Annotated in this window: 18 protein-coding genes and 2 pseudogenes; 9 read left to right on the forward strand and 11 right to left on the reverse strand. The window is 69.0% G+C overall.

Annotated features, from left to right (window positions below; translation table 11 throughout):
* The first annotated feature begins 15 nt into the window (after nt 1-15).
* The gene (locus tag ACH47Z_RS38380; RefSeq protein WP_399082376.1) at nt 16-1728 is read left to right on the forward strand and encodes a SulP family inorganic anion transporter; all 1713 of its coding nucleotides are present in this window, start codon (nt 16-18) and stop codon (nt 1726-1728) included.
* Nucleotides 1729-1774: 46 nt separating this feature from the next.
* Here the strand turns inward: ACH47Z_RS38380 and ACH47Z_RS38385 are convergent, their stop codons facing one another.
* The 4 genes from ACH47Z_RS38385 to ACH47Z_RS38400 are packed head-to-tail and all read right to left on the reverse strand — an operon-like array spanning nt 1775 to nt 6382.
* Entirely contained in the window at nt 1775-2698 is a 924-nt protein-coding gene (locus ACH47Z_RS38385; RefSeq protein ID WP_399082379.1) for a carbamate kinase, read from the reverse strand.
* Nucleotides 2699-2702: 4 nt separating this feature from the next.
* Nucleotides 2703-3704: an ornithine carbamoyltransferase gene (argF, locus tag ACH47Z_RS38390; protein ID WP_399082381.1), complete on the reverse strand. Its 1002-nt coding sequence runs from the start codon at nt 3702-3704 to the stop codon at nt 2703-2705.
* Nucleotides 3705-3723: 19 nt separating this feature from the next.
* Nucleotides 3724-4938: an arginine deiminase gene (locus tag ACH47Z_RS38395; protein ID WP_399082384.1), complete on the reverse strand. Its 1215-nt coding sequence runs from the start codon at nt 4936-4938 to the stop codon at nt 3724-3726.
* 28 nt (nt 4939-4966) lie between these two features.
* Nucleotides 4967-6382 carry an APC family permease gene (locus tag ACH47Z_RS38400; RefSeq protein WP_399082441.1) on the reverse strand — a complete coding sequence of 472 codons (1416 nt, stop codon included), beginning with the start codon at nt 6380-6382 and terminating at the stop codon, nt 4967-4969.
* A gap of 636 nt (nt 6383-7018) precedes the next feature.
* On the opposite strand from ACH47Z_RS38400, the gene ACH47Z_RS38405 reads away from it, so the two are divergent.
* Nucleotides 7019-7474, forward strand: a complete 456-nt coding sequence (locus ACH47Z_RS38405) for a Crp/Fnr family transcriptional regulator (protein WP_399082387.1) — start codon at nt 7019-7021, stop codon at nt 7472-7474.
* Nucleotides 7475-7501: 27 nt separating this feature from the next.
* Nucleotides 7502-8206, forward strand: a complete 705-nt coding sequence (locus ACH47Z_RS38410; protein ID WP_399082390.1) for a CBS domain-containing protein — start codon at nt 7502-7504, stop codon at nt 8204-8206.
* Nucleotides 8207-8334: 128 nt separating this feature from the next.
* Here ACH47Z_RS38410 and ACH47Z_RS38415 read toward each other — a convergent pair whose 3' ends face one another.
* Complete coding sequence (locus ACH47Z_RS38415; RefSeq protein ID WP_399082393.1) at nt 8335-9114, reverse strand: response regulator; 780 nt, start codon at nt 9112-9114, stop codon at nt 8335-8337.
* A gap of 388 nt (nt 9115-9502) precedes the next feature.
* Between ACH47Z_RS38415 and ACH47Z_RS38420 the strand changes: the two genes are divergently transcribed.
* The 3 genes from ACH47Z_RS38420 to ACH47Z_RS38430 all read left to right on the forward strand — a co-directional run bounded on the left by ACH47Z_RS38420 (nt 9503) and on the right by ACH47Z_RS38430 (nt 13532).
* Nucleotides 9503-9901, forward strand: coding sequence for a hypothetical protein (locus ACH47Z_RS38420; protein WP_399082396.1), 399 nt, complete (start codon nt 9503-9505; stop codon nt 9899-9901).
* A gap of 269 nt (nt 9902-10170) precedes the next feature.
* A complete protein-coding gene (adhE, locus tag ACH47Z_RS38425; protein WP_399082399.1) occupies nt 10171-12858 on the forward strand; it encodes a bifunctional acetaldehyde-CoA/alcohol dehydrogenase in 2688 nt (895 codons plus the stop codon).
* Between the two features lie 209 nt (nt 12859-13067).
* Nucleotides 13068-13532, forward strand: coding sequence for a pyridoxamine 5'-phosphate oxidase family protein (locus ACH47Z_RS38430; RefSeq protein ID WP_399082402.1), 465 nt, complete (start codon nt 13068-13070; stop codon nt 13530-13532).
* A 93-nt stretch (nt 13533-13625) separates the two neighbouring features.
* On the opposite strand, the pseudogene ACH47Z_RS38435 reads toward ACH47Z_RS38430, so the two are convergent.
* From ACH47Z_RS38435 to ACH47Z_RS38450, 4 genes and pseudogenes are all read right to left on the reverse strand, one after another.
* A pseudogene (locus tag ACH47Z_RS38435) lies at nt 13626-14484 on the reverse strand (universal stress protein).
* A 128-nt stretch (nt 14485-14612) separates the two neighbouring features.
* Nucleotides 14613-15338: a pyruvate formate-lyase-activating protein gene (gene pflA, locus ACH47Z_RS38440; protein ID WP_399082405.1), complete on the reverse strand. Its 726-nt coding sequence runs from the start codon at nt 15336-15338 to the stop codon at nt 14613-14615.
* Nucleotides 15335-17596, reverse strand: a complete 2262-nt coding sequence (gene pflB / locus ACH47Z_RS38445; RefSeq protein WP_399082408.1) for a formate C-acetyltransferase — start codon at nt 17594-17596, stop codon at nt 15335-15337. Before pflB ends, pflA begins: the two co-directional genes overlap by 4 nt.
* 179 nt (nt 17597-17775) lie before the next feature.
* On the reverse strand, nt 17776-18216 hold the full coding sequence (locus tag ACH47Z_RS38450) for a pyridoxamine 5'-phosphate oxidase family protein (RefSeq protein ID WP_399082411.1): 441 nt from the start codon (nt 18214-18216) through the stop codon (nt 17776-17778).
* A gap of 177 nt (nt 18217-18393) precedes the next feature.
* On the opposite strand from ACH47Z_RS38450, the gene ACH47Z_RS38455 reads away from it, so the two are divergent.
* A complete protein-coding gene (locus ACH47Z_RS38455) occupies nt 18394-18783 on the forward strand; it encodes an STAS domain-containing protein (protein ID WP_399082414.1) in 390 nt (129 codons plus the stop codon).
* A 112-nt stretch (nt 18784-18895) separates the two neighbouring features.
* Here the strand turns inward: ACH47Z_RS38455 and ACH47Z_RS38460 are convergent.
* Nucleotides 18896-19270 (reverse strand): annotated as a pseudogene (locus ACH47Z_RS38460) (hypothetical protein); the annotation flags it as partial.
* A gap of 357 nt (nt 19271-19627) precedes the next feature.
* On the opposite strand from ACH47Z_RS38460, the gene ACH47Z_RS38465 reads away from it, so the two are divergent.
* Nucleotides 19628-20790, forward strand: a protein-coding gene (locus ACH47Z_RS38465) for an IS3 family transposase (protein WP_399082417.1) whose coding sequence is annotated in 2 segments (ribosomal slippage) — nt 19628-19912 and nt 19915-20790 — 1161 coding nt in all. Because the reading frame shifts where the segments join, the coding sequence is not laid out codon by codon here.
* 481 nt (nt 20791-21271) lie between these two features.
* Nucleotides 21272-22114, forward strand: coding sequence for a patatin-like phospholipase family protein (locus tag ACH47Z_RS38470; RefSeq protein WP_399082444.1), 843 nt, complete (start codon nt 21272-21274; stop codon nt 22112-22114).
* Nucleotides 22115-22355: 241 nt separating this feature from the next.
* On the opposite strand, the gene ACH47Z_RS38475 is transcribed toward ACH47Z_RS38470, so the two are convergent.
* A complete protein-coding gene (locus ACH47Z_RS38475; RefSeq protein ID WP_399082420.1) occupies nt 22356-24302 on the reverse strand; it encodes a WD40 repeat domain-containing protein in 1947 nt (648 codons plus the stop codon).
* Nucleotide 24303 lies beyond the last annotated feature (1 nt).

A 24303-nucleotide genomic window follows, 5' to 3' on the forward strand; every position in this document is an offset into this window, starting at 1 on the left:
AGAGAGGGGCAGCAGATGGCTCAGGACGCGGGCAGACGGTTGTCTTGGTGGCGTCGGCTGGTACCCGGCCTCGACACCCTCCTCGGTTACCGGCGCTCGTGGCTGAGGGGCGACCTGCTGGCCGGCGTAACGGTGGCGGCGTACCTCGTGCCGCAGGTGATGGCGTACGCGGGCGTGGCCGGACTGCCACCGGTCGCCGGACTGTGGGCGATCCTGCCCGCTCTCGCCCTGTACGCGTTGTTCGGTTCCTCCCGGCTGTTGTCGGTGGGTCCCGAGTCGACGACCGCCCTGATGACGGCCGCCGTGGTCGGCCCGCTCGCCGGCGGGAACGCCGGGCGCTACGCATCGCTGGCCGCAGCCCTCGCCGTCACGGTCGGCCTGCTGTGCCTGGTCGCGCGGGCGGTGCGGCTCGGCTTCCTCGCGGACCTGCTCTCCCGCCCTGTTCTGGTCGGCTATCTGGCCGGGGTGGGCCTGATCATGATGGTGGACCAACTCCCCCGGCTCACCGGCGTGCGGACAGCCGGGGCGCAGTTCTTCCCCCACTTGTGGTCCTTCGTCCGGCACCTGCCGGACGTCGATGCGTCCGCGATCATCTTCTCCGCCGTCGCGCTGGTTTTCCTGTTCACGGCGAAGCGGTACGTGCCGACGCTGCCGGGACCACTGTTCACGGTGGTCCTCGGCACGGCAGCCGTCACCGCCTTCGGCCTCGACCACCGGCACGGTGTGAAGGTGATCGGGGAGGTACCCTCGGGGCTGCCCTCGCTCGCGCTGCCGGCCTTGGGCGAGCTGCCGCACCTCGTACTGCCCGCGCTGGGCGTCCTGATCGTCGCCTACACCGACTTCATCCTCACCGCACGCGCCTTCACCGGCCGCACGGACGACGAGCCGGGGCTGGATGCCAACCAGGAGTTCCTGGCGCTTGGGGCGGCCAACCTCGGCGCCGGCGCCCTCCATGGCTTCCCGGTCAGCGGCAGCGCCAGCCGCACCGCGCTCGCCGCGTCGACGGGCGCCCGCAGCCAGGGCCACTCGCTGGTGGCGGGAGCGGCGGTCCTCGCCGTCCTGCTGTTCCTGAGCCCCTTGCTGAGCCGGACGCCCTCGGCGGTGCTGGGGGCGCTCGTCGTGTACGCCGCCGTCCGCATGATCGACCTGGCCGGGTTCCGTCGCCTGGCCTCCTTCCGCCGCCGCGAACTCCTGCTGGCGCTCGGCTGCCTGGCCGGCGTGCTCATTCTGGACATCCTGTACGGAGTGATCGTGGCGGTCGGCCTGTCGGTGGCCGAACTGCTCACGCGGGTGGCGCGCCCGCACGACGCGGTCGAAGGGCTGGTGCCCGGGTTGGCGGGCATGCACGACATCGACGACTATCCGCAGGCCCGCACCATCCCCGGCCTGCTGGTCTACCGCTACGACTCTCCCCTGTTCTTCGCCAACGCGGAGAACTTCCGACATCGGGCCCTGGCCGCCGTCGACGAACAGACCGTTCCTGTCCGTTGGTTCGTCCTGAACACCGAGGCGAATGTCGAGGTAGACATCACGGCCCTCGACGCGGTCGACGAGCTGCGCCGGGAACTCACCGACCGCGGCATCGTGTTCGCCCTGGCCCGGGTCAAGCAGGAGCTGCTGGACGACCTGAAGGCGTACGGCTTGGCGGACTCCGTGGGCGCGCACCTCATCTTCCCCACGCTGCCTACCGCGGTGGCCGCCTACCGCGAGTGGAGTGGCGAGCGGTAGGGACAGGTCCGGGAGGCGCGACGCGGAGCGGTGCCGCCCAGCTGTGTCACCCGACCGTGAGGTCCGGCCGGATCAGCGTGCCCGACCTGCCATGCACGATCTCGTACGCCGCGTCCAGGGCGCCGATCGCAGCCAGGCCGCCGGTGTGCTCGACGAAGCTGGCAGCCGCCTCGGTCTTGGGGCCCATCGAGCCGGCCGGGAAACCTCCGTGCCGCAGTTCCCGGGGGGTGGCGTCGAGCAGGGGGTGCTGGTCGGGGGTGCCGTAGCCCTCGTAGACGTAGGGGACGTCAGTGAGGATGAGCAGGAAGTCGGCCTTGAGGTCCTCGGCGAGCAGGGCCGCGGTGAGGTCCTTGTCGATGACGGCCTCCGCCCCAGTCAGGGCGCCGCTGTCGCGGTCGGCGGTGACGGGGATCCCTCCCCCGCCGGCGCAGATCACCAGCGTGCCGCTGTTCAGCAGTTCGTGGATGGTGTCGGTCTCCAGGATGCGTTCGGGTGCGGGTGAGGCGACGACGCGTCGCCAGCCGGTGGTGTCCCGGGCGATGTGCCAGCCCCGCTTGCGTGCCAGTGCTTTGGCCACCGGCGCGGAGTACACCTGGCCGACGAACTTCGTGGGCCGGGCGAGGGCGGGATCGTCGGCCCGCACGAGGGTGTGTGTGACGAGGGCGGCGATCCGGTGCCCGGGCAGAGCGTCGTGCATGGCACGGGTGAGCAGGGAGCCGATCATGCCCTCGGTCTGGGCACCGAGCAGGTCCAGCGGGTACGGGGCGCTCAGGGCCGGGTCGGCCTCGCTCTCCATGGCGAGCAGGCCGATCTGGGGGCCGTTGCCGTGGGTGATGACCAGCTCGTGTTCGTGGGCGAGGGCGGCCAGGGCGGTGGCGACCCGGTCGATGTTGGCTTGCTGGACGGCCGCGTCGGGGCGTTCACCGCGGTGCAGCAGGGCGTTGCCTCCGAGGGCGACGACGATGCGCATGGCTTCAGTCCTCCAGGGTGGCGACGAGTACGGCCTTGATGGTGTGCAGCCGGTTCTCCGCCTGGTCGAAGACGATCGAGGCGGGCGAGGAGAAGACCTCGTCGGTGACTTCGAGGCCCTTCAGGCCGTAGGCCTCGAACAGCTCCTGGCCGAGCCGGGTCCGGTGGTCGTGGAGGGAGGGCAGGCAGTGCATGAACTTCACGTCCGGGTTGTCCGTGAGGGCGAGCGTCTTGTCGTTGACCTGGTACGGGAGCAGCAACTCGATCCGTTCCCGCCAGGTGTCCGCCGGTTCGCCCATGGAGACCCAGACGTCCGTGTGCAGGAAGTCCGCGCCGCGTACGGCGGTCTCGACGTCCTCGGAGAGGGTGATCCGCGCCCCACTCCGTCCGGCCACTTCACGGCATTCGGCGACCAGCGCCGATTCCGGCCACAGCGCCTTGGGCGCGGCGATGCGCACGTCCATGCCGAGCAGCGCGCCCATCGAGAGCAGGGAGTTGCCCATGTTGTTCCGGGCGTCGCCCAGGTAGCAGTAGCTGACGTCCGTGAGCGGCTTGATGCTGTGCTCCCGCATAGTGAGCATGTCGCACAGGCTCTGGGTGGGGTGGGCGGTGTCGGTCAGTCCGTTGTAGACGGGGACGCCGGCGTGGGTGGCGAGTTCCGTGACGATCGACTGGGTGGAGCCCCGGTACTCGATACCGTCGAACATGCGGCCGAGGACGCGGGCGGTGTCGGCAATGGACTCCTTGTGGCCGACGTGCGTGTCGCCGGGGCCGAGGTAGGTGGTGCGGGCGCCCTGGTCGGCGGCCGCCACCTCGAAGGCGCAACGCGTGCGGGTGGAGGTCTTCTCGAAGATCAGGGCGATGTGCTTGCCGGCCAGCTGTGGCTGTTCGGTGCCGGCGCGCTTGGCTGCCTTGAGGTCGTGGGCGAGATCGAGGAGGCGGTGGATCTCGCGGGCGGTGAACTCGAGTTCGCTCAGGTAGGAGCGGCCTCGCAGGTCGACGGTCATGATGAGATTCCTCACGGGGTCAGGCGGCCGGGTCACGTTCGATGGGGCAGCTCATGCAGCGGGGGCCGCCCCGGCCGCGGCCGAGTTCGGCGCCGGCGATGGTGACGATCTCGATGCCCTGCTTGCGCAGGTAGGTGTTGGTGGTGACGTTGCGCTCGTAGCCGACGACCACGCCGGGTGCGAGGGCGAGGAAGTTGCTGCCGTCGTCCCACTGTTCGCGTTCGGCGTTGCGGATGTCCTGCGGCGCGGACAGCATGCGGACCTTGTCCAGGTCGAGGGCCTCGGCGAGCGCGGTCGCGAGATCGGAGTTCGCGGTGACGTCGAAGCCGGTCTCGCGGCTGTGACTGGGCCGCAGCGTCCACGAGCGCAGTGAATCCGCAAGGCCGGGGTAGATGACGAACGTGTCGCGGTCGACCATGGTCAGCACGGTGTCCAAGTGCATGTACGCGCGGGCCGCAGGCAGTTGGACGGCGACCAGCCTGCTCGCCGTATCGGCTGTGAAGAGCCGGGCGGCAAGGTTCTCCACGGCCTGAGCGGTGGTGCGCTCGCCCATGCCGACCATGACGGCGCCGTTGCCGAGGACGTGGACGTCCCCGCCTTCGAGGGTGCCGACGGGTCCGGCGAGCAGGGGTGCGGGCGCGACGCCGGCAAACATCGGGTGGAACCGGTAGATGGCCTGCGCGTGCAGGCTCTCGCGCCGCCGGGCGGGCTTGGCCATCGGGTTGACCGACACCTGGTCGTACACCCAGCAGGAGTTGTCGCGGGGGAAGAGGTGGTTAGGGAGAGGGGCGAGGGCGAAGTCGTCGTCTCCGAGTGCGTTCCACACCAGGCTGTGCGGGGTGGCCAGCGGCAGGTCGCTCTTGAGGAGGCCGCCGATCAGGTATCCGGCGAGGGTCTCGCCGTCGAGTTCGGCGCACAGTTCGCGCACCGGGTCCATGAGGGCCGCGCCAACGGTGCCGGGAGTAACGACCTGGTCCAGGAGCCAGTCGCGGGCCTCGGGGACATCCAGTGTCTGTGCCAGCAGGTCGGCGAAGTAGTGGACGCGGGCGCCGTGGTCGCGCAGGACCTGGGCGAAGGCGTCGTGTTCCTCGCGGGCGCGCTTGGCCCACAGGATGTCGTCGAAGAGCAGGGCGTCGACGTTGCGCGGGGTCAGGCGGGACAGTTCGAGGCCGGGGCGGTGCAGGATCACCTGGCGCAGCGGGCCGACTTCGGAGTCGACGTGGAAGGTGTTCATCGCGGAGGTTCCTCTGTGCTGGGGGCGGTCAGTCGTGGTGGCGGAGGTCGTTCCGCTTCCGGGGTCCGCCGATGCGGCTCGTACGGAGCCCTCGGGAGAGTCGCTGGGCCGGCGCGGGCGTCTCGGGTGCCCGTTCCGACCGGTCCACGGCCGCTGCTGCCCTCGGCGCTGTGACCTCGCCGAAGGTGTCCTGTCCCCGCTTCAGCCACACGTAGACGGGTACGCCGAGGAGAAGGACGAACAGGCCGTAGTAGACGGTCTGGTAGCCGCTTCCCTGGATCGACCAGTACGAGAAGGCGAGGGCGAGTCCGGCGACGGTGACGTCTCGGGCGAGTCTGCGGGGGCTGAGGCTGTCCCGGCGGCGGACCAGCAGCCAGTACAGCTGGGCGGCGGCGGAGAAGAGGTAGGGGATCACGGCGGTCAGCACGCTGAGCAGCACGATCTTGGTGAAGACGTTGTCGAAGCGCGTGTAGCTGAACACGGTGATCAGCGAGGCCAGCACCGTCGAGGCGACAATGCCGAAGGCCGGGACGCCGCTCTCGCCGCGCAGTCGGGCGAAGGCCTGCGGGAAGAGGCCGTCGCGGGCGGCCGCGTACGGCATCTCGGCGCACAGCATGGTCCAGCCGTTGAGGGCGCCGATGCCGGAGATGATCGCGGCGACGGCGACGATGTCGCCGGCCCAGCTGCCGCCGAAGATGTTGTTCGCCGCGTCGGTGAACGGCGCCGTCGAGCCGCCCAGCTTGCCGTGGGAGACGGTGCCGAAGACCGCGAGGGTGCCCATGATGTAGATGACGGCACAGATGAGCGTGCCGTAGACGGTGGCGCGGGGGACGTTGCGCTCGGGTTCACGGACCCGGCCGGCGACGACGGAGGCCGCCTCCAGACCGAGGTAACTGAACAGGGCGATGGCGCCTGCGGCCGAGATCGCGCCCAGCGCCGACTGACCGCTGGCGTTGAACGCGCCGAAGTTGTGGAAGTCGATGAACAGCAGCCCGACGGTGGCCATGAAGATCAGCGGGACGAACTTCAGCAGGGTCGTGATCACCTGGAAGGCGCCCATGTTGCGGACGCCGGTGAGGTTGATCGCGGCGGGAATCCACAGTCCGACCAGCGCGAGAAGCACCGACATCCACTTCTCGTGCCCGGTGTTCACGAACACCTCGACGTAACCGACCCAGGCCACGACGATGGCCGCGTTGCCGGCCCATGCCGTGATCCAGTACGACCACGCGTTGAGGAACCCGGCGAACTCCCCAAAGGCCTCGCGAGCGTAGACATACGGACCGCCGCTGGCCGGAACACGCTTCGACAGCGCCCCGAAGGTCAGCGCCAGCGCGAGCGCGCCAAGGGTGACGGCGACGAACGCGACGAGGGAAATGGGCCCGTAGGGGGCGAGGGCGGAGGGCAGCGCGAAGACTCCGGTGCCGATGATGCTGCCGATCACGAGCGCGGAGGCGGCGGGAAGTCCAAGCGCCGTCGCGGGCGCTGTCCCCTTTCCGTCTCCTGTGGTTCTGGGCATGGCTGATGCTCCTTACAGACCGGTGTGGGTGAGTCGATCCGCGACTGATCCTTCTGCCCCTCAGCCACGCACAGTCAGCGGCCACACGGCCCATGCGCGACCCCGATGGTCCCGCTGTCATAGGCCTGGCCAACCCAACTCGTGTGCTTCCCGGTGCTCGTGGCCGCAGGACATGGGCCGTTCGGTCCACGGCATGGCCCGCCCAGCCCCATCGTCGGCACCGTGCCGAGCTCGACAATCGAGGGCAGGAGCTACGGCCGGGCTCGCGACACGGTGCCGACCGGCCGACGGTGCCATGTCCTTACGGCTCGTTCGAGATGGGGCTGTTCTCCCGTAGACCCCAGGAGCCGCGAGGGCTTCTGCGCGAGTCTCGTGTTGGGGAGGCACGATCCTCGCGCCACGGCCGCCGCCCTCGCCGACACGGGGGCGGCGGCCGTCTTCGCTGCCATCTGCCTCGGGGCCGGATGGCCCTGCTCCGGCCCCAATGGCCCCTCGCCCGATGAGAGTCGGCGCCACAGGCTGGAGGTATCAGTCCCCGTACACCCTGACCGGGAGCAGGCCATGAACACTCCGAGCATGCTGCGCGCACTGCCCGCCGAGCACCGGCAACGGCTCATGCGTCTGGCCCGGGAGGTGTCCTTCCCGCAGGGCACTCGCCTGTTCAACGAGGGTGCCCGCGCGGACCGGTTCTGGATCATCCGCACCGGCTCGATCGAGCTGGACACCCACGCACCCGGCCGGCGCCGCGCCATCATCGAGACCCTCGGTCACAACGAACTCGTCGGACTGTCCTGGCGCTTCGCGCCGCAAGTCTGGCACCTGGGTGCCACCGCGGCGACGCCGGTACGCGCCTACGAGTTCGACGCCACGGCCGTCCGCTCGCTCTGCCAGGACGACCCGGCACTCGGCCAGGCCGTCACCCAGTGGGCCGGCGACGTACTGGCCCACCGCCTGCGCTCCACCAGGACCCGGCTGCTGGACCTCTACGCCCCCTACGGCTCCGCAAGCGCCGTGTGAGAGAGCCGACCCGACGAAGGAGTCACCGTGTACAGCACCCCGCACATCGTCAGCGACGTCATGTCCCACACGGTCGCCGCCGTCGGCCGACGGGCCGCCTTCAAAGAGATCGTGCAGCTCATGCAGGACTGGAAGGTCAGCGCCCTGCCCGTCCTGGAGGGCGAGGGCCGTGTCGTCGGTGTCGTCTCCGAGGCCGACCTGCTGCCGAAGGAGGAGTTCCGCGACAGCGACCCCGACCGGGCCACACAGCTGCGCCGTCTCGACGACCTGGCCAAGGCCGGCGGCCTCACCGCCGAGGACCTCATGACCTCCCCCGCCCTCACCGTCCACGCGAACGCGACACTCGCCCAGGCTGCACGGACTATGGCACACGCCAAGGTCAAGCGCCTGCCCGTCGTCGACGACGTGGGCATGCTCCAGGGCATCGTCAGCCGCGCGGACCTGCTCAAGGTGTTCCTGCGGACCGATGAGGAGATCGCCGAGGAGCTCCGGCGGGAGGTCGTGGCGCATCTCTTCCCCGCGCCGGCGTCAGCCATGCAGGTGGAGGTGCGAAACGGCGTCGCTAAGCTCATCGGCCACGCCCGGGACACATCACTGGTCCCGGTGGCCGCGCGCCTGGTCCGGGCCGTCGAGGGCGTGGTCGACGTGGAGTTCGAGCTGACGCGCTCCGAAGGCGCAGCAGAGTCAACCGCCGCTCCCGCGGAAGGCAACGAAAGCCTGTCCCCGGCATGACCGCCCGACTCCTCAGAACAGCGGGATCCCCACCGGGCGGTACTGGCCTTCCATCGCGGGCGTCCACCGGGTCACCGCGGTGCCGCCGCCCGCTGGGCCGGTCCGCTCCAGTGCATATCCAGGGCACATTACGAAGCCGGATCGCCTGAGCACGCCACCACACCGTGTTGGAGTCGCCTGGCGTTTCGTTCGTTTTCACACCCCGGCGGCCCCGGTTCAGTGCCCTTCCTGCCCTGTCGGTCCTGGACCTGGGTGGCGATGACGGCAGCCTGGATACGGCGCTCGACGCCGAGCTTGGCCAGCAGACGGGAGATGTGGTTCTTCACCGTCTTCTCGGCCAGATAGAGCCGCTGGCCGATCTGGCGGTTGGTCAGGCCCTCACCGATCAGAGCCAGGATCTCCCGTTCCCGCTCGGTCAGGCCTTGCAGTCCGTCGGGCTGCTGCTCCTCCTGCTGGCCGCCGCGCAGCCGGGCCATCAGCTTGGTGGTGGCACTGGCGTCGAGCAGGGACTGACCTCCGGCCACGGTGCGCACGGCGGACACGAGGTCCGAGCCCTGGATCTGCTTCAGGACGTACCCGGAGGCGCCCGCCATGATCGAGTCGAGCAGGGCTTCCTCGTCGTCGAAGGAGGTCAGCATGAGGCAGGCCATCTCGGGCATGCGGGAGCGCAGCTCCCGGCACACGGTCACGCCGTCGCCGTCGGGCAGGCGGACGTCGAGCACGGCCACCTGCGGGCGCAACGCGGGGACACGCACCAGTGCCTGCTCCACGGTGCCTGCCTCGCCGATCACCTCTATGTCCGGCTCGTCGTTCAGCAGGTCGCGCACCCCGCGCCGTACGACCTCGTGGTCGTCCAGCAGAAAGACCCTGATCGGGTTGCCGGCGCCGGGCTGTTCGCTGTCCGCCATCAAACTGCTCCCTGGTTCCGCGTTCCGCACCGATGTCCGCTGATGGACGGAATCGGCCCTCCGTAGCGAGATCCTTCCTCGTGTCCGGGCCGAAGGGCCAGGGCCGGTCGGCCCTGTTGTCCACGCATAGTGTCCCGCGGCCATGAGGTGCCTCTGCCGACAGGGTACGAAACGGCCCGGCTCCCACCCCGCAGCGGTCAGGTGTCACGGCCCTGGATGCTCCGGGAAGCCGAAGCCGAACAGGGGCTCCGCACTACCCGAACCCGAATCACCGCCCCACAGGGTGAAGGTCCATTGGCCCCGCTGCTGGGGTCTGACAGCCCTGGGCCAGGACCGGCGCTCGCAGAAGTCTGGAGCCGCTGCGAAACGATCAGAAGGAGTGGAGCACATGACTGCCAAGAGCACCGACACTGAGGTCACCAGCACCGTCGCCGTGGAAGTGCGCGTGGAAGGCGTCGTGGACGAGGAAGCTGTCGCGTACCTCCGGGAGAAGGTCGACGCGGTCCTCGGTCGGCCCGGGGTTCCAGCAGTGAGCGGTGCGGTGAGGATCACCAGGGCGGTGGCGCACCACGCCGAGCGGCCCTGGTCCGCAGGGGCCGAGCTCGTCGTGGGGAACACCCTCGTGGTCGTGCACGCCAAGGAGGCCACGGGACACGAAGTGGCGGACCGGCTGCAGGACCGGCTGCGCAGCCAGGTGAACCGTGTCATGCACCGCAAGGAGGAGGCCCGCAGGTCGGCCACTCCGCCTCCGTGGCGCAGCGGCCGTACCGACAGCGGCCAGGAGTAGAACCCCTTCACGATCCTCCGCTGCGAGGCGGTCACCCTTCCCCCGCCTACGCGTGCTTGGGCACCTCGGCGAGGGAACTTCCCGGCCAGGCCGCCCGGCCTCGCCGGACCAGTGCCGGTCAGCCCCCGGAAGGGACCATCGGCACCTGGGAGTAGGGATCAGGCAGGACGAGAGTGAAGGCGTGAGCGGCACCGATCCCCCGCGGTGCCGCTCACGACCGCCCACCGTCGGCCACCGCCGACGGCTCTCGTCAACGGAGGCGCTCCCCCATGACCCGTCATGAGCCCGGAATCCAAGCGACGGCGACTGCCGACGCGCCGTCCGAGATCACCATCGCCGTGGAACGACTGGTCACGAACGGACTCAAGGCGCTTGCCGACTACGACTCCCTCACCCAGGAGCAGGTCGACCACATCGTCAAGAAGGCCTCGGTCGCCGCCCTGGACCAGCACACCGCGCTGGCCCGCCTCGCCGTAGAGGAGACCGGACGCGGGGTATTCGAGGACAAGGCAGCCAAGAACATGTTCGCCTGCGAGCACGTCACGCACAGCATGGGCCCGATGAGGACCGTCGGCGTCATCGCCCGCGACGACATCGAGGACATGATCGAGGTGGCCGAACCGGTCGGCGTGATCTGCGCGATCACACCGGTCACCAACCCGACCTCCACCACCGTCTTCAAGGCCCTGATGGCACTTAAGACGCGCAACCCGATCGTGTTCGCCTTCCACCCCTCGGCCCAGCGGTGCAGCATGGAGGCGGCCCGGATCGTACGGGACGCGGCCGTCGCCGCCGGCGCGCCGGAGCACTGCGTTCAGTGGATCGAGACCCCGTCCGTCGAGGCGACCGGCATCCTGATGCGCCACCCCGGCGTCTCACTGATCCTGGCCACCGGCGGCAACGCCATGGTCAGGGCCGCCTACTCGGCAGGCAAGCCCGCCCTGGGAGTTGGTGCGGGCAACGTTCCCGCCTACGTGCACAAGAGCGCCAAGCTGCGCCGGGCCGTCAACGACCTGGTGCTCTCCAAGTCCTTCGACAACGGCATGATCTGCGCCTCCGAACAGGCCGTCATCCTGGACGACGAGATCTACGACGCGGCCCTCACCGAATTCCGCACCCTGAACGCCCACCTGGCGACCGCCGATGAGAAGGCGAAGCTGGAAGCCTTCCTGTTCCCGACCGGCTCGGCGAACGCAGGCTGCGAGCCCAAGGTCAACGCCGCGGCCGTCGGTCGGAGCCCGGCATGGATCGCCGAACAGGCCGGCTTCACCGTCCCGACCGACACCTCACTGATCATGGTCGAGGCCGAACGGGTCGGCCCCGACGAGCCACTGACCCGCGAGAAGCTCTGCCCGGTGCTTGCCGTCCTGCGCGCCAGCTCCGAGCAGCAGGGCTTCGGCCTCGCCGCCGACATGGTCGCCTTCCACGGCCAGGGCCACACCGCGGTCATCCACACCGAGGACCCGGCGCTCGCGGAGACGTATGGCCGGCGCATGAAGACCGTACGGATCATCGTCAACGCTCCGTCCTCGCAGGGAGCGATAGGCGGCATCTACAACAGCCTGCTGCCGTCGCTCACCCTGGGCTGCGGTTCCTGGGGCCACACGTCCGTGTCCAACAACGTCTCGGCCGTCCAGCTGCTGAACATCAAGCGGGTCACCGCGCGCCGCAACAACCTGCAGTGGTTCAAGGTCCCGCCGAAGATCTACTTCGAGCCGCAGTCCCTGCGCTACCTGGCCTCCATGCCGGACGTCCACCGCGTCACGATCGTCACCGACGCCACCATGACCCGCCTCGGCTTCGTCGACCGCGTCAACCGCGTCCTGCAGCGGCGCCACGAGCCGGTCACCCTCCAGATCATCGACAACGTCGAACCCGAGCCGAGCATCGACTCCGTCCAGCGCGGCGCCCAGCTCATGCGGGACTTCCGGCCGGACACCATCATCGCGCTCGGCGGCGGCTCGCCGATGGACGCGGCCAAGGTGATGTGGCTGCTGTACGAGCACCCGGACGTCGACTTCGCCGACATGCGGCAGAAGTTCTCCGACATCCGCAAACGAGCCTTCCGCTTCCCGGTCCTCGGCACCCGGGCCCGCCTGGTGTGCGTGCCCACCACCTCCGGAACCGGCGCCGAAGTCACCCCCTTCGCGGTGATCTCCGACCCTGCCAACGGCAAGAAGTACCCGCTCGCCGACTACGCACTCACTCCGAGCGTGGCCATCGTCGACCCACTGCTCACCGCGGACCTGCCTCCGGCGCTGGCGGCCGACAGCGGCTTCGACGCCCTCACCCACGCCGTAGAGGCGTACCTCTCCGTCTACGCCAACGACTTCACCGACGGCCTGGCCCTGCACGCGATCCGGCTGATCTTCGACAACATCGAGGCGGCGGTGAACGACCGCAGGGGCCGACCCGACGCGCGGGAGAAGATGCACAACGCCGGCACGATCGCCGGCATGGCCTTCGGCAACGCCTTCCTCGGCATCGTCCACGCCATGTCGCACACCCTCGGCGCCACCTTCCACATCGCGCACGGCCGCACCAACGCGGTCCTGCTGCCGCACGTCATCCGCTACAACGGCACCGTGCCCACGAAGCTGACGGGCTGGCCCAAGTACGAGAACTACCGCGCAGCGGAACGCTTCCAGGACATCGCACGCACCCTCGGCCTGCCGGCCGCCACCCCGCCCGAGGGTGTGGAGTCGCTGGCCTGCGCGGTGGAGCGACTGCGCGACGCGGTGGGCATTGAGCCGTCGTTCCAGGCTCTCGGCGTCGACGAGCGGGCCTTCCTCGACGCCCTCCCCCAGCAAGCCCTGAGCGCCTACGAGGACCAATGCGCGCCGGCGAACCCGCGCATGCCGATGCTCGACGACATGAAAGAGATCATGCGCACGGCCTACTACTGGCATGCGCAGGGCCGGCCGAACGCGGACAAGGGCCGAACGGCCCTGGTGTGAAGAGCTTCGGTGCCGTTCCAATGACCTGATCAGCCTGTCCGCGGCTCCGAGCCGGGTGCCGCGGACAGGCGACCACCACGTCTTGAAGGGACGACGCGCATGCCGTACCGGCGCACAGGCCCCGACCACGGCGAAAGGCCGTGCAGCCGCCTCGCCGCCCCAGTCGAAGAAACGCAGCAGTGAGCAACGAAACCGTACGGAAGCCCTCCATGACCATCGACACCGATCAGGACCTCCCTGCCGGGCCGCGCCGGAGCATCGAGCTGGACAGCGGCGAAGCCCTGCGGCTGTTGGGCAGCGTGTCCTTCGGACGGATCGTCTTCACCCGCCACGCGCTGCCGACCGTCCGCCCGGTCAACCACGTCCTGGACAACGGCGACATCGTCATCCGTACCCACGAGGGCGCGGCCCTGACCGCGCGCGCCGGGCAGGCCGACGGTCAAGGCGTCGTGGTGGCCTACGAGGCCGACGCCATCGACCCCGACACACACCTCGGCTGGAGCGTGGTGGTCACCGGCTACGCGCACCTGGTGACCGACTCGCAGGAACTGGCCCGCTACCAGGCACTGCTCAACCCGTGGGTGCACCGGACCATGGACTACGCGGTGCGCATCCGCCCGGACCTGATATCCGGCGTGCGTCTCACCGCCGACGACGAGTCCGACCGTGCCTGATCGCGGTCCGACTGCAAAGCCATGCGGCGTGAGAACCCTCCTGGTTCTCACGCCGCGTTCAGCCGTAGCCGGCCCTGCTCGCCGGGTCGCCTGTCAGTCGTGCGGGACCACCGCGACCGGTGCGGTGGCGTGGTGCAGCACCGCGTGGGCGACCGGGCCGATCGCCGCACCGATCGCCGTCCGGCGTCGGCGCCGGCCGACCACGACCAGGGACGCGTCGCGCGAGGCCTCCACGAGGTGCGAGCCGGCCTTGCCGATCACGGCCTGCTCTGTCACGTCGACGCCGGGGAACTTGTGCCGCCAGGGCTCCAGCGCCTCGGACAGGCCGCGGTGCATCTCGCCGGTGAGTTCGTCGTGCAGTTCGGCGTTGAGGTCGCCGCCATTGTCGTAGTAGGGCAGTTCCGGGCTCCGGCCATGGACGACGCGCAACCTCGCGGCACGCTGCGACGCGGCGTTGAAGGCGAACTCGATCACGGTGTCGTCGGGAGCCGCAGAGTTGAGGCCCAGGACGACGTCCCGGAACGCTATGGCGCCGGACCCAAGGGCGCCAGGCTGGTGTTCGTCTTCGGAGCGCAGGCCGACCCGCACGAGAACAACAGGTCGCCGGCTGCCGGCCACGAGAGCCCAGCACCAACAGATCGGCTTCCCCAGCCGCGCCAAGCAAGGCGGGGACGGGTTCTTCGGTAAGACGGCCGGTGGTGATCCGCACACCCGGGTGGCGCCGCGCGATCGTCGCTTGGGCCTCGCGAAGCATGTGGTCCGCCCAGCGAATCTGCTCGTCCGGGCTCAGCGACGGCTGGGGCACCACGCCCACAGGCGCGTACGGCTGACGCCCAAGGGCGTGGACCAGGTGCAGCGGGAGATCCCGGAGCAGGGCTTCCCTGGCTGCCCATTCGGCGGCGGTCAGGCTCTCCGGGGACCCGTCCAGGCCTGCGGTGATGGTGCGGGGCATCTCGGCCTCCTTCAAAGTCATGAATTCAGTGTCGAGGCCGTGTCACTTGGGACAGGAGAGGCCTCAGGTCCCTGGGTGGAGGCCGAGTGACCCACACACGGGTGAACGCGCGACGGAGATCGGCTCACTCACAACGCCCGCAGCCCGTGCTCCCGGAACTGCCCGCGCACCCGTTCCGTCAGCTCCGGATTGGGAACGGGCGTGTCGCGTAGCGGGAAGTCGATACCCAGGGCGCCGTACTTGTGGGCGCCGAGTTTGTGGAAGGGCAGGACGTCCACCCGGTCGACGTTGCTCAGCCCGGCCAGGAAGGCGCCGAGTCCGTCCACGGCGGACGGGTCGTCGGTCCAGCCGGGGACGAGGACGTAGCGGATATACACGGGCACGCCCAGCCGGTCCAGGCGGGTGGCGAAGCTGAGCGTGGGGGCCAGCCGTCCGCCGGTGAGCTTGCGGTAGGTGGTGGCGTCGAACGACTTGATGTCCAGCAGCACCAGGTCTGTGGCGGCGAGGAGTTCGTCTGAGGCACGCGCGCCCAGGAAGCCGGAGGTGTCCAGCGCCGTGTGCAGCCCGGCCTCCTTGCAGCGGTGCAGGAGGGAGCCGGTGAAGGCCGGCTGGAGCAGCGGCTCCCCGCCCGTGATGGTCACCCCTCCCCCGGCCGTGTTCAGGAATCTCCGGTACTTCTCGATCTCTCCCATGACCTCGTCGACCGAGGTCTCCCGACCGTCGCGCATGTGCCAGGTGTCGGGGTTGGCGCAGTACAGGCAGCGCAGCGGGCAGCCGCTGACGAACAGGACGAACCGGGTCCCGGGACCGTCCACGCCGGTGGACAGGTCCCAGGAGTGCACCCGGCCGTTCACAGCGACCCGTGGAAGGTGCGGCTGATCACGTCGAGTTGCTGCTCACGCGTGAGCCGGACGAAGTTGACCGCGTAGCCGGAGACCCGGATCGTCAGCTCCGGGTACTTTTCCGGGTGTTCCATGGCGTCCTCGAGCGTCGCCCGGTTCAGCACGTTGACGTTCATGTGGAAACCGCCGAAGGTCATGTACCCGTCGAGAATGCCGACCAGGTTGCCGGCACGCTCTATGGGGTTGTGTCCGAGCCCCTCGGGCGTGATGGTCGCGGTCAGGGAGATGCCGTCGCGGGCCTCCTCGTACGGCAGCTTCGCCACCGACAGGGCCGACGCGACGACTCCGTGCCGGTCCCGGCCGTTCATCGGGTTGGCACCGGGTGCGAAGGGCTGTCCTGCACGCCGTCCGTCGGGAGTGTTGCCGGTGTGCTTGCCGTAGACCACGTTCGAGGTGATGGTGAGAACCGACTGGGTGTGCTCGGCGCCACGGTAGGTGGGGTATTGGCGCACCTTCGCCATGAAGGACTCCACCAGGTCGACGGCGATGTTGTCGGCGCGGTCGTCGTTGTTGCCGTACGCCGGGAAGTCGCCCTCGGTGCGGAAGTCGACGGCGAGTCCAGTGGCGTCCCGGAACACCTTCACCCGTGCGTGCTTCACGGCGGACAGGCTGTCCGCGGCCACCGAGAGCCCGGCGATCCCGCAGGCCATGAACCGGTGCACGGGGTAGTCGTGCAGGGCCATCTCCAGACGTTCGTAAGCGTACTTGTCATGCATGTAATGGATGACGTTGAGGGCGTTGACGTACGTCCGGGCCAGCCAGTCCAGGACGTGGTCGTAGGCCTCGATCAGTTCCTCGTAGTCGAGGTACTCACCGGTCAGCGGGGGCGCGGGAGGCGCGACCTGTTCGCCGGTCATCTCGTCGCGGCCGCCGTTGATCGCGTAGAGCAGCGCCTTTGCGAGGTTGACCCGTGCGCCGAAGAACTGCATCTGCTTGCCGACCGCCATGGCGGAGACGCAGCAGGCGATCGCGGTGTCGTCCCCGCTCCGGGGGCACATCAGGTCGTCGGACTCGTACTGGACGGCGCTGGTGTCGATGGAGACCTGGGCGCAGAACTCCTTGAAGCCGTCGGGCAGCCGGGGCGACCAGAGCACGGTCAGGTTGGGTTCGGGGGCGGGGCCGAGGTTGTAGAGGGTCTGCAGGAAGCGGAAGGAGGTGCGGGTGACCAGCGGCCGGCCGTCGGCGCCCATGCCGCCGATGGACTCCGTCACCCAGGTCGGATCGCCGGAGAACAGGGCGTCGTACTCGGGAGTGCGCAGGAAGCGCACGATCCGCAGCTTGATCACGAAGTCGTCGATCAGCTCCTGGGCCCGGGACTCGTCGATGGTCCCGTCCGCCAGGTCTCGCTGGAGGTAGACGTCGAGGAAGGTGGAGGTGCGGCCGAGCGACATGGCCGCGCCGTTCTGCTCCTTCACCGCAGCCAGATAGCCGAGGTAGAGCCACTGCACGGCCTCCTGGGCAGTGGCGGCGGGACGGGACACATCACAGCCGTACGACGCCGCCATCCGCGTAAGCTCGTCCAACGCCTTTATCTGCTCGGCGAGTTCCTCCCGGTCACGGATGACCTCGGTGGAGGACGCACAGGCATCGAGCAGGGCGCGCTCGGCCCGCTTGGCCTCGATCAGACGGTCGGTTCCGTAGAGGGCCACGCGCCGGTAGTCGCCGATGATCCGGCCGCGGCCGTAGGCATCGGGCAGTCCGGTGATGATCCCGGCCTTGCGTGCGGCCCGCATCTCGGGGGTGTAGGCGTCGAAGACGCCGTCGTTGTGGGTCTTGCGGTAGGTGCCGAAGACCTTGGTCACGAAGGGGTCGGACTCGTAGCCGTATGCCCTCAGGCCGTTCTCGACCATCCGGAGCCCGCCGTTCGGCATGATCGCGCGCTTCAGCGGGGCGTCGGTCTGCAGGCCGACGATCAGCTCACGCTCCCGGTCGATGTAGCCGGGGGCGTGCGAGGTGATCGTCGACGGGGTGGCGGTGTCCACGTCGAGGATGCCCTTGCGCCGCTCCTCGGGGAACAGGGCGCTGACCTTGTGCCAGACGGCGAGCGTGCGCTCGGTCGGGCCGGTCAGGAACTCCGGACCGCCTTCGTACGGCGTGTAGTTGGCCTGGATGAAGTCGCGCACGTCGATCCGCTCGCGCCAGCCCCGGCCGGCGAAGCCACGCCAGGCATCGGCGGGAGCGTCCACGTCGGGACGGGTTGCCACGGTCATCACTGCCTCCGCATCGTTCGCGACACCGCACACGGACGGTTCCGTGGGCGGCTCCACTGACGATGCTCCTCGCACGCCCCTGGGTCGGGCAGGGCCTGCGGGAACCCGACGCCACGCCGTCCGGCCCAGCACCGTTGGGCCCTTCGGGCCAGGTCGCGGGCGCACATGATGCCCGACGGTCAGGCGGAGAGGTGAAGGCCGTACATCGTGCGGCCCCCGACGAGTTCACGCCCGGTGACCAGTTCAGGCTCGATGCGCACGAAGACCTCCTCGGGCGAGGGAGCCCAGGAGCGCGGGGCGACCCGCTCCAGGCGTGCCGCCTCGGCCGGATCCGTCACGAGCTCGGCCCGACCGGTGACGACGACGCTCCAGCCGGAGTGCGTGTCCACGTCGGCAGCGTCCGCCTCAAAGGCGACGACAGCGCCGTCGACCGCGCGGGCCAGCTCGGAGGCCGTCGAGGTGCGCAGCAGCACCGCTCCGTCGGCGTCCAGGCCGAAGTTGACCGGCACGACCGCGGGCAGCGCCTGGCGCGTGTAGACGATCCGTCCGATGGGAGCCGTCGCCAGCAGGCGCAGGCACTCGTGACGACCGAGTTCGCGGAAACCATCGTTCGGGTACATGAGTCAGCCCGTCTTTCGGCCGGTGGAGGGATCACACTCCATGCTGAGCCCGCCGGCTGCCGCGGGTGAGGGGCCACGGGTCCCGCCCTAGCCGGAGAGCGGCCCGAGGAAACGTGGCGGCGAAGGGGGGCCGGACGGCCCTTCCGACACGCCCATCGGCCCGGATTTCCTCTGACCATGATCGAAACCCTCATCACGTCCACACCCCGTCATACCGAGCGTGCCGTCGGCGGGACGACCGTCGTGGAGCTGCGCGGTGAGACCGACATCCTCACGGCACCGCCGATCGGGACACGCCTGGACGATCTGACGGCCGTCGCCCTCCCTGACCTGGTGGTGGACCTTCGCGCCGTGTCCTTCATCGACTGCGCCGGACTCGGGATGCTGTGCCGGGCACGGAACAGGGCCGTGCAACGGCAGGGCCGGCTGGGCCTCGTCACTGACAGCAACCAAATCCTTCGAGTACTGAGCGGCGCGGGACTGGATGGCGTGTTCGAGATCTACGACCGCCTGCCCGAAGCCCTGACTGCTGTGCCCGGCGGGATCCTCGCCGCCACAGTGGGCTGACAGGACCGTTGGCGAGCAACCCGCAACCACATGGGCAGGAGGTCCCGCACCAGGTCCTCGGGGGACCGTGGCTCCCGTACCACGGCTACTCGGACGGCCCGGTCGTTGAGCGTCACCCCACCTGCTCCGGTGCACGTCGAGGAGTGGCCGGGCCCTCCGGGCCATACCCGAGGCGAACCAGCATCTGCGCATGCCCAGTGAGGTCCGGACCGTGGCTCAGATCGCGGCGCAAGTCGGGCCACTCCATCGGCTGGTGCAGCAGGGAGGCACGCAAACCATGCGCCGAAGCCACCAACAGGACGTGCTCCAGCGCCTGCCCGGCGCGCAGCCAGTCGCTGCGCCGGTCGTGCTCGGTGGTCAGCAGAGCTATCGCAGGAAGGGACTCGAAGGCCTGGGCAGGGAGCCGCTCAGGATGCCACTGAGCGGTGAAGTCACGCATGGGCAGCCGCTCATGCGCGTCCTGTGGCCCCAGCGCCGCGTACGGCAGAACTCCCAGCGATTACCGCCGTCAAGCCCTCGATACCGCTCGCGCAAGCGGGGCCTACGGAACTCGGCGGTAGACGTCGCGATGGCTGCCGACGGCTGCCTCCTGGTCGCCCTTGACACCGGCGGCCGGGGCTGGGCTGGGCCGTCGTCGTGCCGGTCTGCGACCGGTGCGCGTAAGCCGGCGTGGCCGTGTCGGCCGGTCTTTGCCATCGCCCCTTGCGTGTCCGATCTCCGCGGTGGTCGCTCCGCGCGTGCGGGGCGCCTTGGGTATGTCCTCACCGAGCATCGCGGGTCTGCCGCACGATCGGGTGACATCTGAACTGGCTTGCCCTGTGGGGTGGGTGGGAAGGATGCCGCTGTGCCCAAGCCTTATCCGGAAGAGTTCCGCGAGGACGTCGTGCGGGTCGCGAGGAACCGTGGCCCCGGGGTGACGGTCGAGCAGGTGGCCAAGGACTTCGGAGTCCATCCGATGACGCTGTGGAAATGGATGCGCCGCGCGGACATCGATGACGGATCCAGGCCCGGGACGACCAGCCAGGAGAGCGCGGAACTGCGGGAAGCACGTCGGCGGATCAAGCTGCTGGAGCAGGAGAACGAGGTCCTGCGCCGGGCCGCGGCCTATCTGTCGCAGGCGCATCTACCGGGAAAAGGATCTACCCGCTCGTGAAAGAGCTCGCCGCTGACGGGGTGCCCGTCACGGTGACGTGCCGGGTGCTCAAGCTCGCCAGACAGCCCTACTACCGCTGGCTGGGCAAGCCGGTCGCCACCGCTGTCCTTGCGGAGGCATATCGCGCGAACGCACTGTTCGACGCCCACCGCGACGACCCGGAGTTCGGCTACCGGTTCCTGGCCGATGAGGCCCGTGGTGCCGGAGCCGGGATGGCGGACCGGACTGCCTGGCGGATCTGCCGGGACAACCGCTGGTGGAGCGTGTTCGGCAAGAAGCGCGGCCGGAGCAGGAAGGCCGGCCCGCCGGTGCACGACGATCTCGTGAGCCGCAACTTCACCGCGTCCGGCCCGAACCGGCTGTGGCTCGCAGACATCACCGAACACGCCACCGGTGAAGGGAAGCTGTATCTCTGCGCGGTCAAGGACGTCTTCAGCAACAGGATCGTGGGCTACTCCATCGACGCCCGGATGAAGTCCCGCCTGGCCGTGGCCGCTCTGGACAACGCTGTCGCCCGACGCGACCAGGTGGACGGGTGCGTTCTACACCGTGATCGCGGATCGCAGTTTCGGTCCCGGAAGTTCGTCCAGGCACTCGGCCGCCACCGGATGGTCGGTTCGATAGGAAGAGTCGGGGCGGCCGGCGACAACGCGGCCATGGAGTCCTTCTTCAGCCTGCTGCAGAAGAACGTCCTCGACCGCCGAACGTGGACCACCCGCGAGGAACTGCGGATCGCGATCGTGACTTGGATCGAGAAGACCTACCACCGACGCCGCAGACAAGCCGCCCTCGGTCGGCTGACCCCCGTCGAATTCGAGATCGTCATGACCACACCGGTCCTCCAGGCCGCGTGACCGAACCTGTCACCCGAACCTGCATCAGACCCCGCGTTTGCACAGGTCATTCCGTATGCGAGCCGGTCGAGAGCCACTCGCGAGCCACCACGGAGCCAGTGAGACCGGCCGTCCCACGAAGGCTCGGAACGACGCCGAAGACCTCTGGGCTCGATTCGCGTTACTCCGGCCGGGCCGTCGCAGCAGGCCGTCGAGGGCGGTCTACGGCCGAGCCATCGCACACGCCGAGCGATTCGAGCGGCGGTGACAAGGTGGCCACACGGGGTCCCGGCCCAGTCGATCAGCGCAGTTGCTGGGTCTGGAAACGGTCTGCCGACTCCTCCTCAGACCGTTACAAAAATCGGGGCTCAGCCAGCTACCGGATGCGGGAGGGGCTGGGCGGGCTGGTGTCTGTCTATCGGTGAACGCTGCGCTGAGGAATATCCGTACCCACCAGGGGCTTTGCAGTGACGATCAACCGGATGAGCAGCTGGGGGTAGGGATGAAGGACGAACGTGCGCTAGTCGTCGGCGGTGGCGGAGTGGCCGGAATAGCCTGGGCTACGGGCGTGCTGGCCGGTCTTGCCGACGCCGGGGTAGATGTCACCGATGCGGACGCCTTTTTCGGGACCTCGGCCGGGTCGGCGGTGGCCGCACAGCTCACCAGCGGTGTAGAGCTGCCGGCGCTGTTCCGGGCCCAGGTGGACCCCGCGCTGCAGCAGGATGAGCTGACGCCGCGGGACGGCGCGCTCGTCGAGGCCTTCGAGTTCGCCGCGAAAGTCGACGCCGAGGTCACCGACCCGGTGGAACGCCTGCGTCGGATGGGTGAGATGGCTCTGGCCGCCGAGACCGTGACCGAGGCCGCCCGGAGGGCCGTCATCGAGGCCCGGCTGCCGTCCCACAAGTGGCCGGAGCGCAATCTGTCGGTGATCGCCGTGCACGCTGTCAGCGGTGAGACCCGGGTCTTCGACCGTACCTCCGGCGTCGGCCTGGTGGACGCTGTGACGGCGAGCTGCGCCATTCCTGGTGTCTGGCCTGCCGCGACAGTCGGCGACGACCACTACATCGACGGCGGCGTCCGTTCGCTCACCAACCTCGATCTCGCGGCAGACTACGCCCGCACTCTCGTCATCGCTCCCATGCCCGACCCTGTACTCGATGCCGACGCAGCCTCGATCACCCAGCGAGGCGGCCTCGTCGAGGTCATCACGCCCGACGAGGCCTCTCTTGCCGCCTTCGGCACCGACCCGCTGTCCCCTGCCAGCAGGACCCCTGCGGGCCACGCTGGTTTCACCCAGGGCCGGGCGGCCGCGCAGGAGATCGCCACGCTGTGGAACATGGCGTAGCACACGACGCGACAGGGTGGCCGCCGCCGACAGCATCAGCTCGCAGAGGGCATTTGGTCTAGGCAAATTGCCCTTTCTGTCCTAGATCAAATGCCCTCTCAATATTCTGACGGCCGATCGCGTACCGGCCTCGCGCCGGTGGTGTCGGGTACGAGGTTGCCGAGTGCGACAGACGGCAGCTCCGGCACCGCATCGCTGCGGTGCCGGAGCTGCAAGAGCGGCGCAAGGGTAGGGGCGGGCACTAGGTGCGAATCATGAAGTATGCCCAGCTGCTCCATGTGGGCAAATTGGCCGTATCGGTGCCCTGCGGATTGGACTCCGCCCTGACACGGAACCGGTCACCGACCGGCCCGGTGTAGGAGAACGAGTAGGTCAAGCTGCTGGTCGCACTCAGGCGAACGCAGCTCAGGTCCTTCGAGGTATGCCAGGATCCGGAGTAGTAGTGCTGCACGAGCAGCCGCACGCATGCTCCCGGCTTGGCCGGAGCGACGGTCACCGTGTACTTCTGCTTCGCGGTGTGGTGGTAGACCCGATAAGACGTGCTCCCGAAAAGCGCGGTCGTGTAGTAGCCGCTCAGCGAACCATGAACCGATGTGTGGACGCCCACAGATGTGGCGACGGTGGTGGCGAAGTAGTCGTAGCTGCTGGCAAACACCGCGGTGAACGTCGTGCCTCTGGTGACCTTGTAGCTCACGGCGAGGTTGCCGGAAGAATCCACGGTGCCCGATTTCAGCAGCTGCTTAGTCGCGCCAGCAGGCTGAGCGTAAAGGGAGACCTTGCCACCCGTGAAGCCCACGCTCAGGTGCGCAGTGACCTTCGCGGTGGCGCCGTAGGCGTAGCTGCTGGCGTCGGTTCCGACGCTGAGCACCTTGGCCACGCGTATCGTCGCGGTGGTGTCCGACGGCAGGTGGTCAGCGTCGCCGGAATATCGCACGTGATAGGTGTACGTCCCCGTACCAGGCGGCGTGTCCCGGAAAGCGAAGCTGCCGTCGGATGTGAGGGGTGCGTCGGGGAGCACGACACCGCTGGGATGTGCCGCGTCCGCGCGGTTGATGTGGACCACGGCGCCGGCCGAGAAGGGGAGTGCGCTGCTCACATCACCGCTCTCGGGGAGGGCAGTTCCCGTGTTGAGGATCAAGTTGGGGTATGTCATGCCCATCGAGGTTTGGGCTGCTCGCGGCCGCAGTAGCTCGTGCAGCCGCAGTGTGCCCATGGTGTCGATTACCGACAACAGCCGGGAACCGTCGGGAGTCCATGCAATGTCCTGCACCGTGATTCCGGTGGACTGGAAGTCCGGGAAATCGTAGGTCCGCAACCTCTGCGTGCCTTGGGGCTGTCGGGTCACGACACTCTCGTGAACCAAACTACCCGTGCCGTCCCAGCCCTCCATGGCCATGGTCCCATCGGGAGCGAATGCGAAGCTATCCAGCCACCAACTCCGGGCGGGGAAGGAGCTGTAATCGGTGTCCCACGAGAGGTCAGTGAGCCGCAGGACGCCGTTGACGTCAGTGGCCACACCCTGGCCGTCGGGCGTGATCACGAGGCGGGGCGACCAGACTCCGGGGGCATGCGCCGTGATCCGGGGCGTGCCAGTGGTGACATCGACGACGTCGAGCTCCGGCTGGCCGGCCACCTTGAAGGACGCCGCCAGGGTGCCAGGCGCTTTCGGGCTCGACTGCACGGCGTATCCCTGACCCAGTTCTGTGCGGGCGGCCGGCGCGGCCGGATCTACAGGATCGAGAGAGCCGAGCCCACCGCTGTCGCCCTGCGTATAGGTGAACCAGATTCTCCCCGCGCTGAATGCGAGCGAGGTAGGGACGGGACGGTCTGCAGTTCCGGCCTGCCCGCCAGTGTCGTAGCGGGCGACCTCCGAGAGCGTTGTCGTGTCGATGGCTGAAATCGCGCCCTGGCCCGGCAGCAGCGCGTACAAAGTGCTGCCGTCTGGCGACAGCGCCAGTTTGGTTGCACCCGGCTCATTTGCGATCTTGCCGATCGCAGCCCCGGACAGGTCCGTAACGAGGATCTTGTCGTCGGTGCTGCCACCGCTGAGGAAGAGCCGATCATGCACTGGATCGACTATCAGGCTGTCGAAACCGGCCATGGGGAGCACCGTGCCGGTGTCATTCTCCACGGCTGCCGCGGACCCGGCCCCCACCAGATTTGCCGCGAGCAGCACCAACGCCGTCACG

The sequence above is a fragment of the Streptomyces sp. NPDC020192 genome (assembly GCF_044388685.1).
In the GTDB taxonomy this organism is placed as follows: Bacteria; Actinomycetota; Actinomycetes; order Streptomycetales; family Streptomycetaceae; genus Streptomyces.

Bases quoted from the DNA above. Each gene is read 5' to 3' on its own strand.
- ACH47Z_RS38380 (WP_399082376.1), top strand. From the start codon at position 16: ATGGCTCAGGACGCGGGCAGACGGTTGTCTTGGTGGCGTCGGCTGGTA.
- ACH47Z_RS38385 (WP_399082379.1), bottom strand. From the start codon at position 2,698: ATGCGCATCGTCGTCGCCCTCGGAGGCAACGCCCTGCTGCACCGCGGT.
- argF (WP_399082381.1), bottom strand. From the start codon at position 3,704: ATGACCGTCGACCTGCGAGGCCGCTCCTACCTGAGCGAACTCGAGTTC.
- ACH47Z_RS38395 (WP_399082384.1), bottom strand. From the start codon at position 4,938: ATGAACACCTTCCACGTCGACTCCGAAGTCGGCCCGCTGCGCCAGGTG.
- ACH47Z_RS38405 (WP_399082387.1), top strand. From the start codon at position 7,019: ATGAACACTCCGAGCATGCTGCGCGCACTGCCCGCCGAGCACCGGCAA.
- ACH47Z_RS38415 (WP_399082393.1), bottom strand. From the start codon at position 9,114: ATGGCGGACAGCGAACAGCCCGGCGCCGGCAACCCGATCAGGGTCTTT.
- ACH47Z_RS38420 (WP_399082396.1), top strand. From the start codon at position 9,503: ATGACTGCCAAGAGCACCGACACTGAGGTCACCAGCACCGTCGCCGTG.
- adhE (WP_399082399.1), top strand. From the start codon at position 10,171: ATGACCCGTCATGAGCCCGGAATCCAAGCGACGGCGACTGCCGACGCG.
- ACH47Z_RS38430 (WP_399082402.1), top strand. From the start codon at position 13,068: ATGACCATCGACACCGATCAGGACCTCCCTGCCGGGCCGCGCCGGAGC.
- pflB (WP_399082408.1), bottom strand. From the start codon at position 17,596: ATGACCGTGGCAACCCGTCCCGACGTGGACGCTCCCGCCGATGCCTGG.
- ACH47Z_RS38450 (WP_399082411.1), bottom strand. From the start codon at position 18,216: ATGTACCCGAACGATGGTTTCCGCGAACTCGGTCGTCACGAGTGCCTG.
- ACH47Z_RS38455 (WP_399082414.1), top strand. From the start codon at position 18,394: ATGATCGAAACCCTCATCACGTCCACACCCCGTCATACCGAGCGTGCC.
- ACH47Z_RS38470 (WP_399082444.1), top strand. From the start codon at position 21,272: ATGAAGGACGAACGTGCGCTAGTCGTCGGCGGTGGCGGAGTGGCCGGA.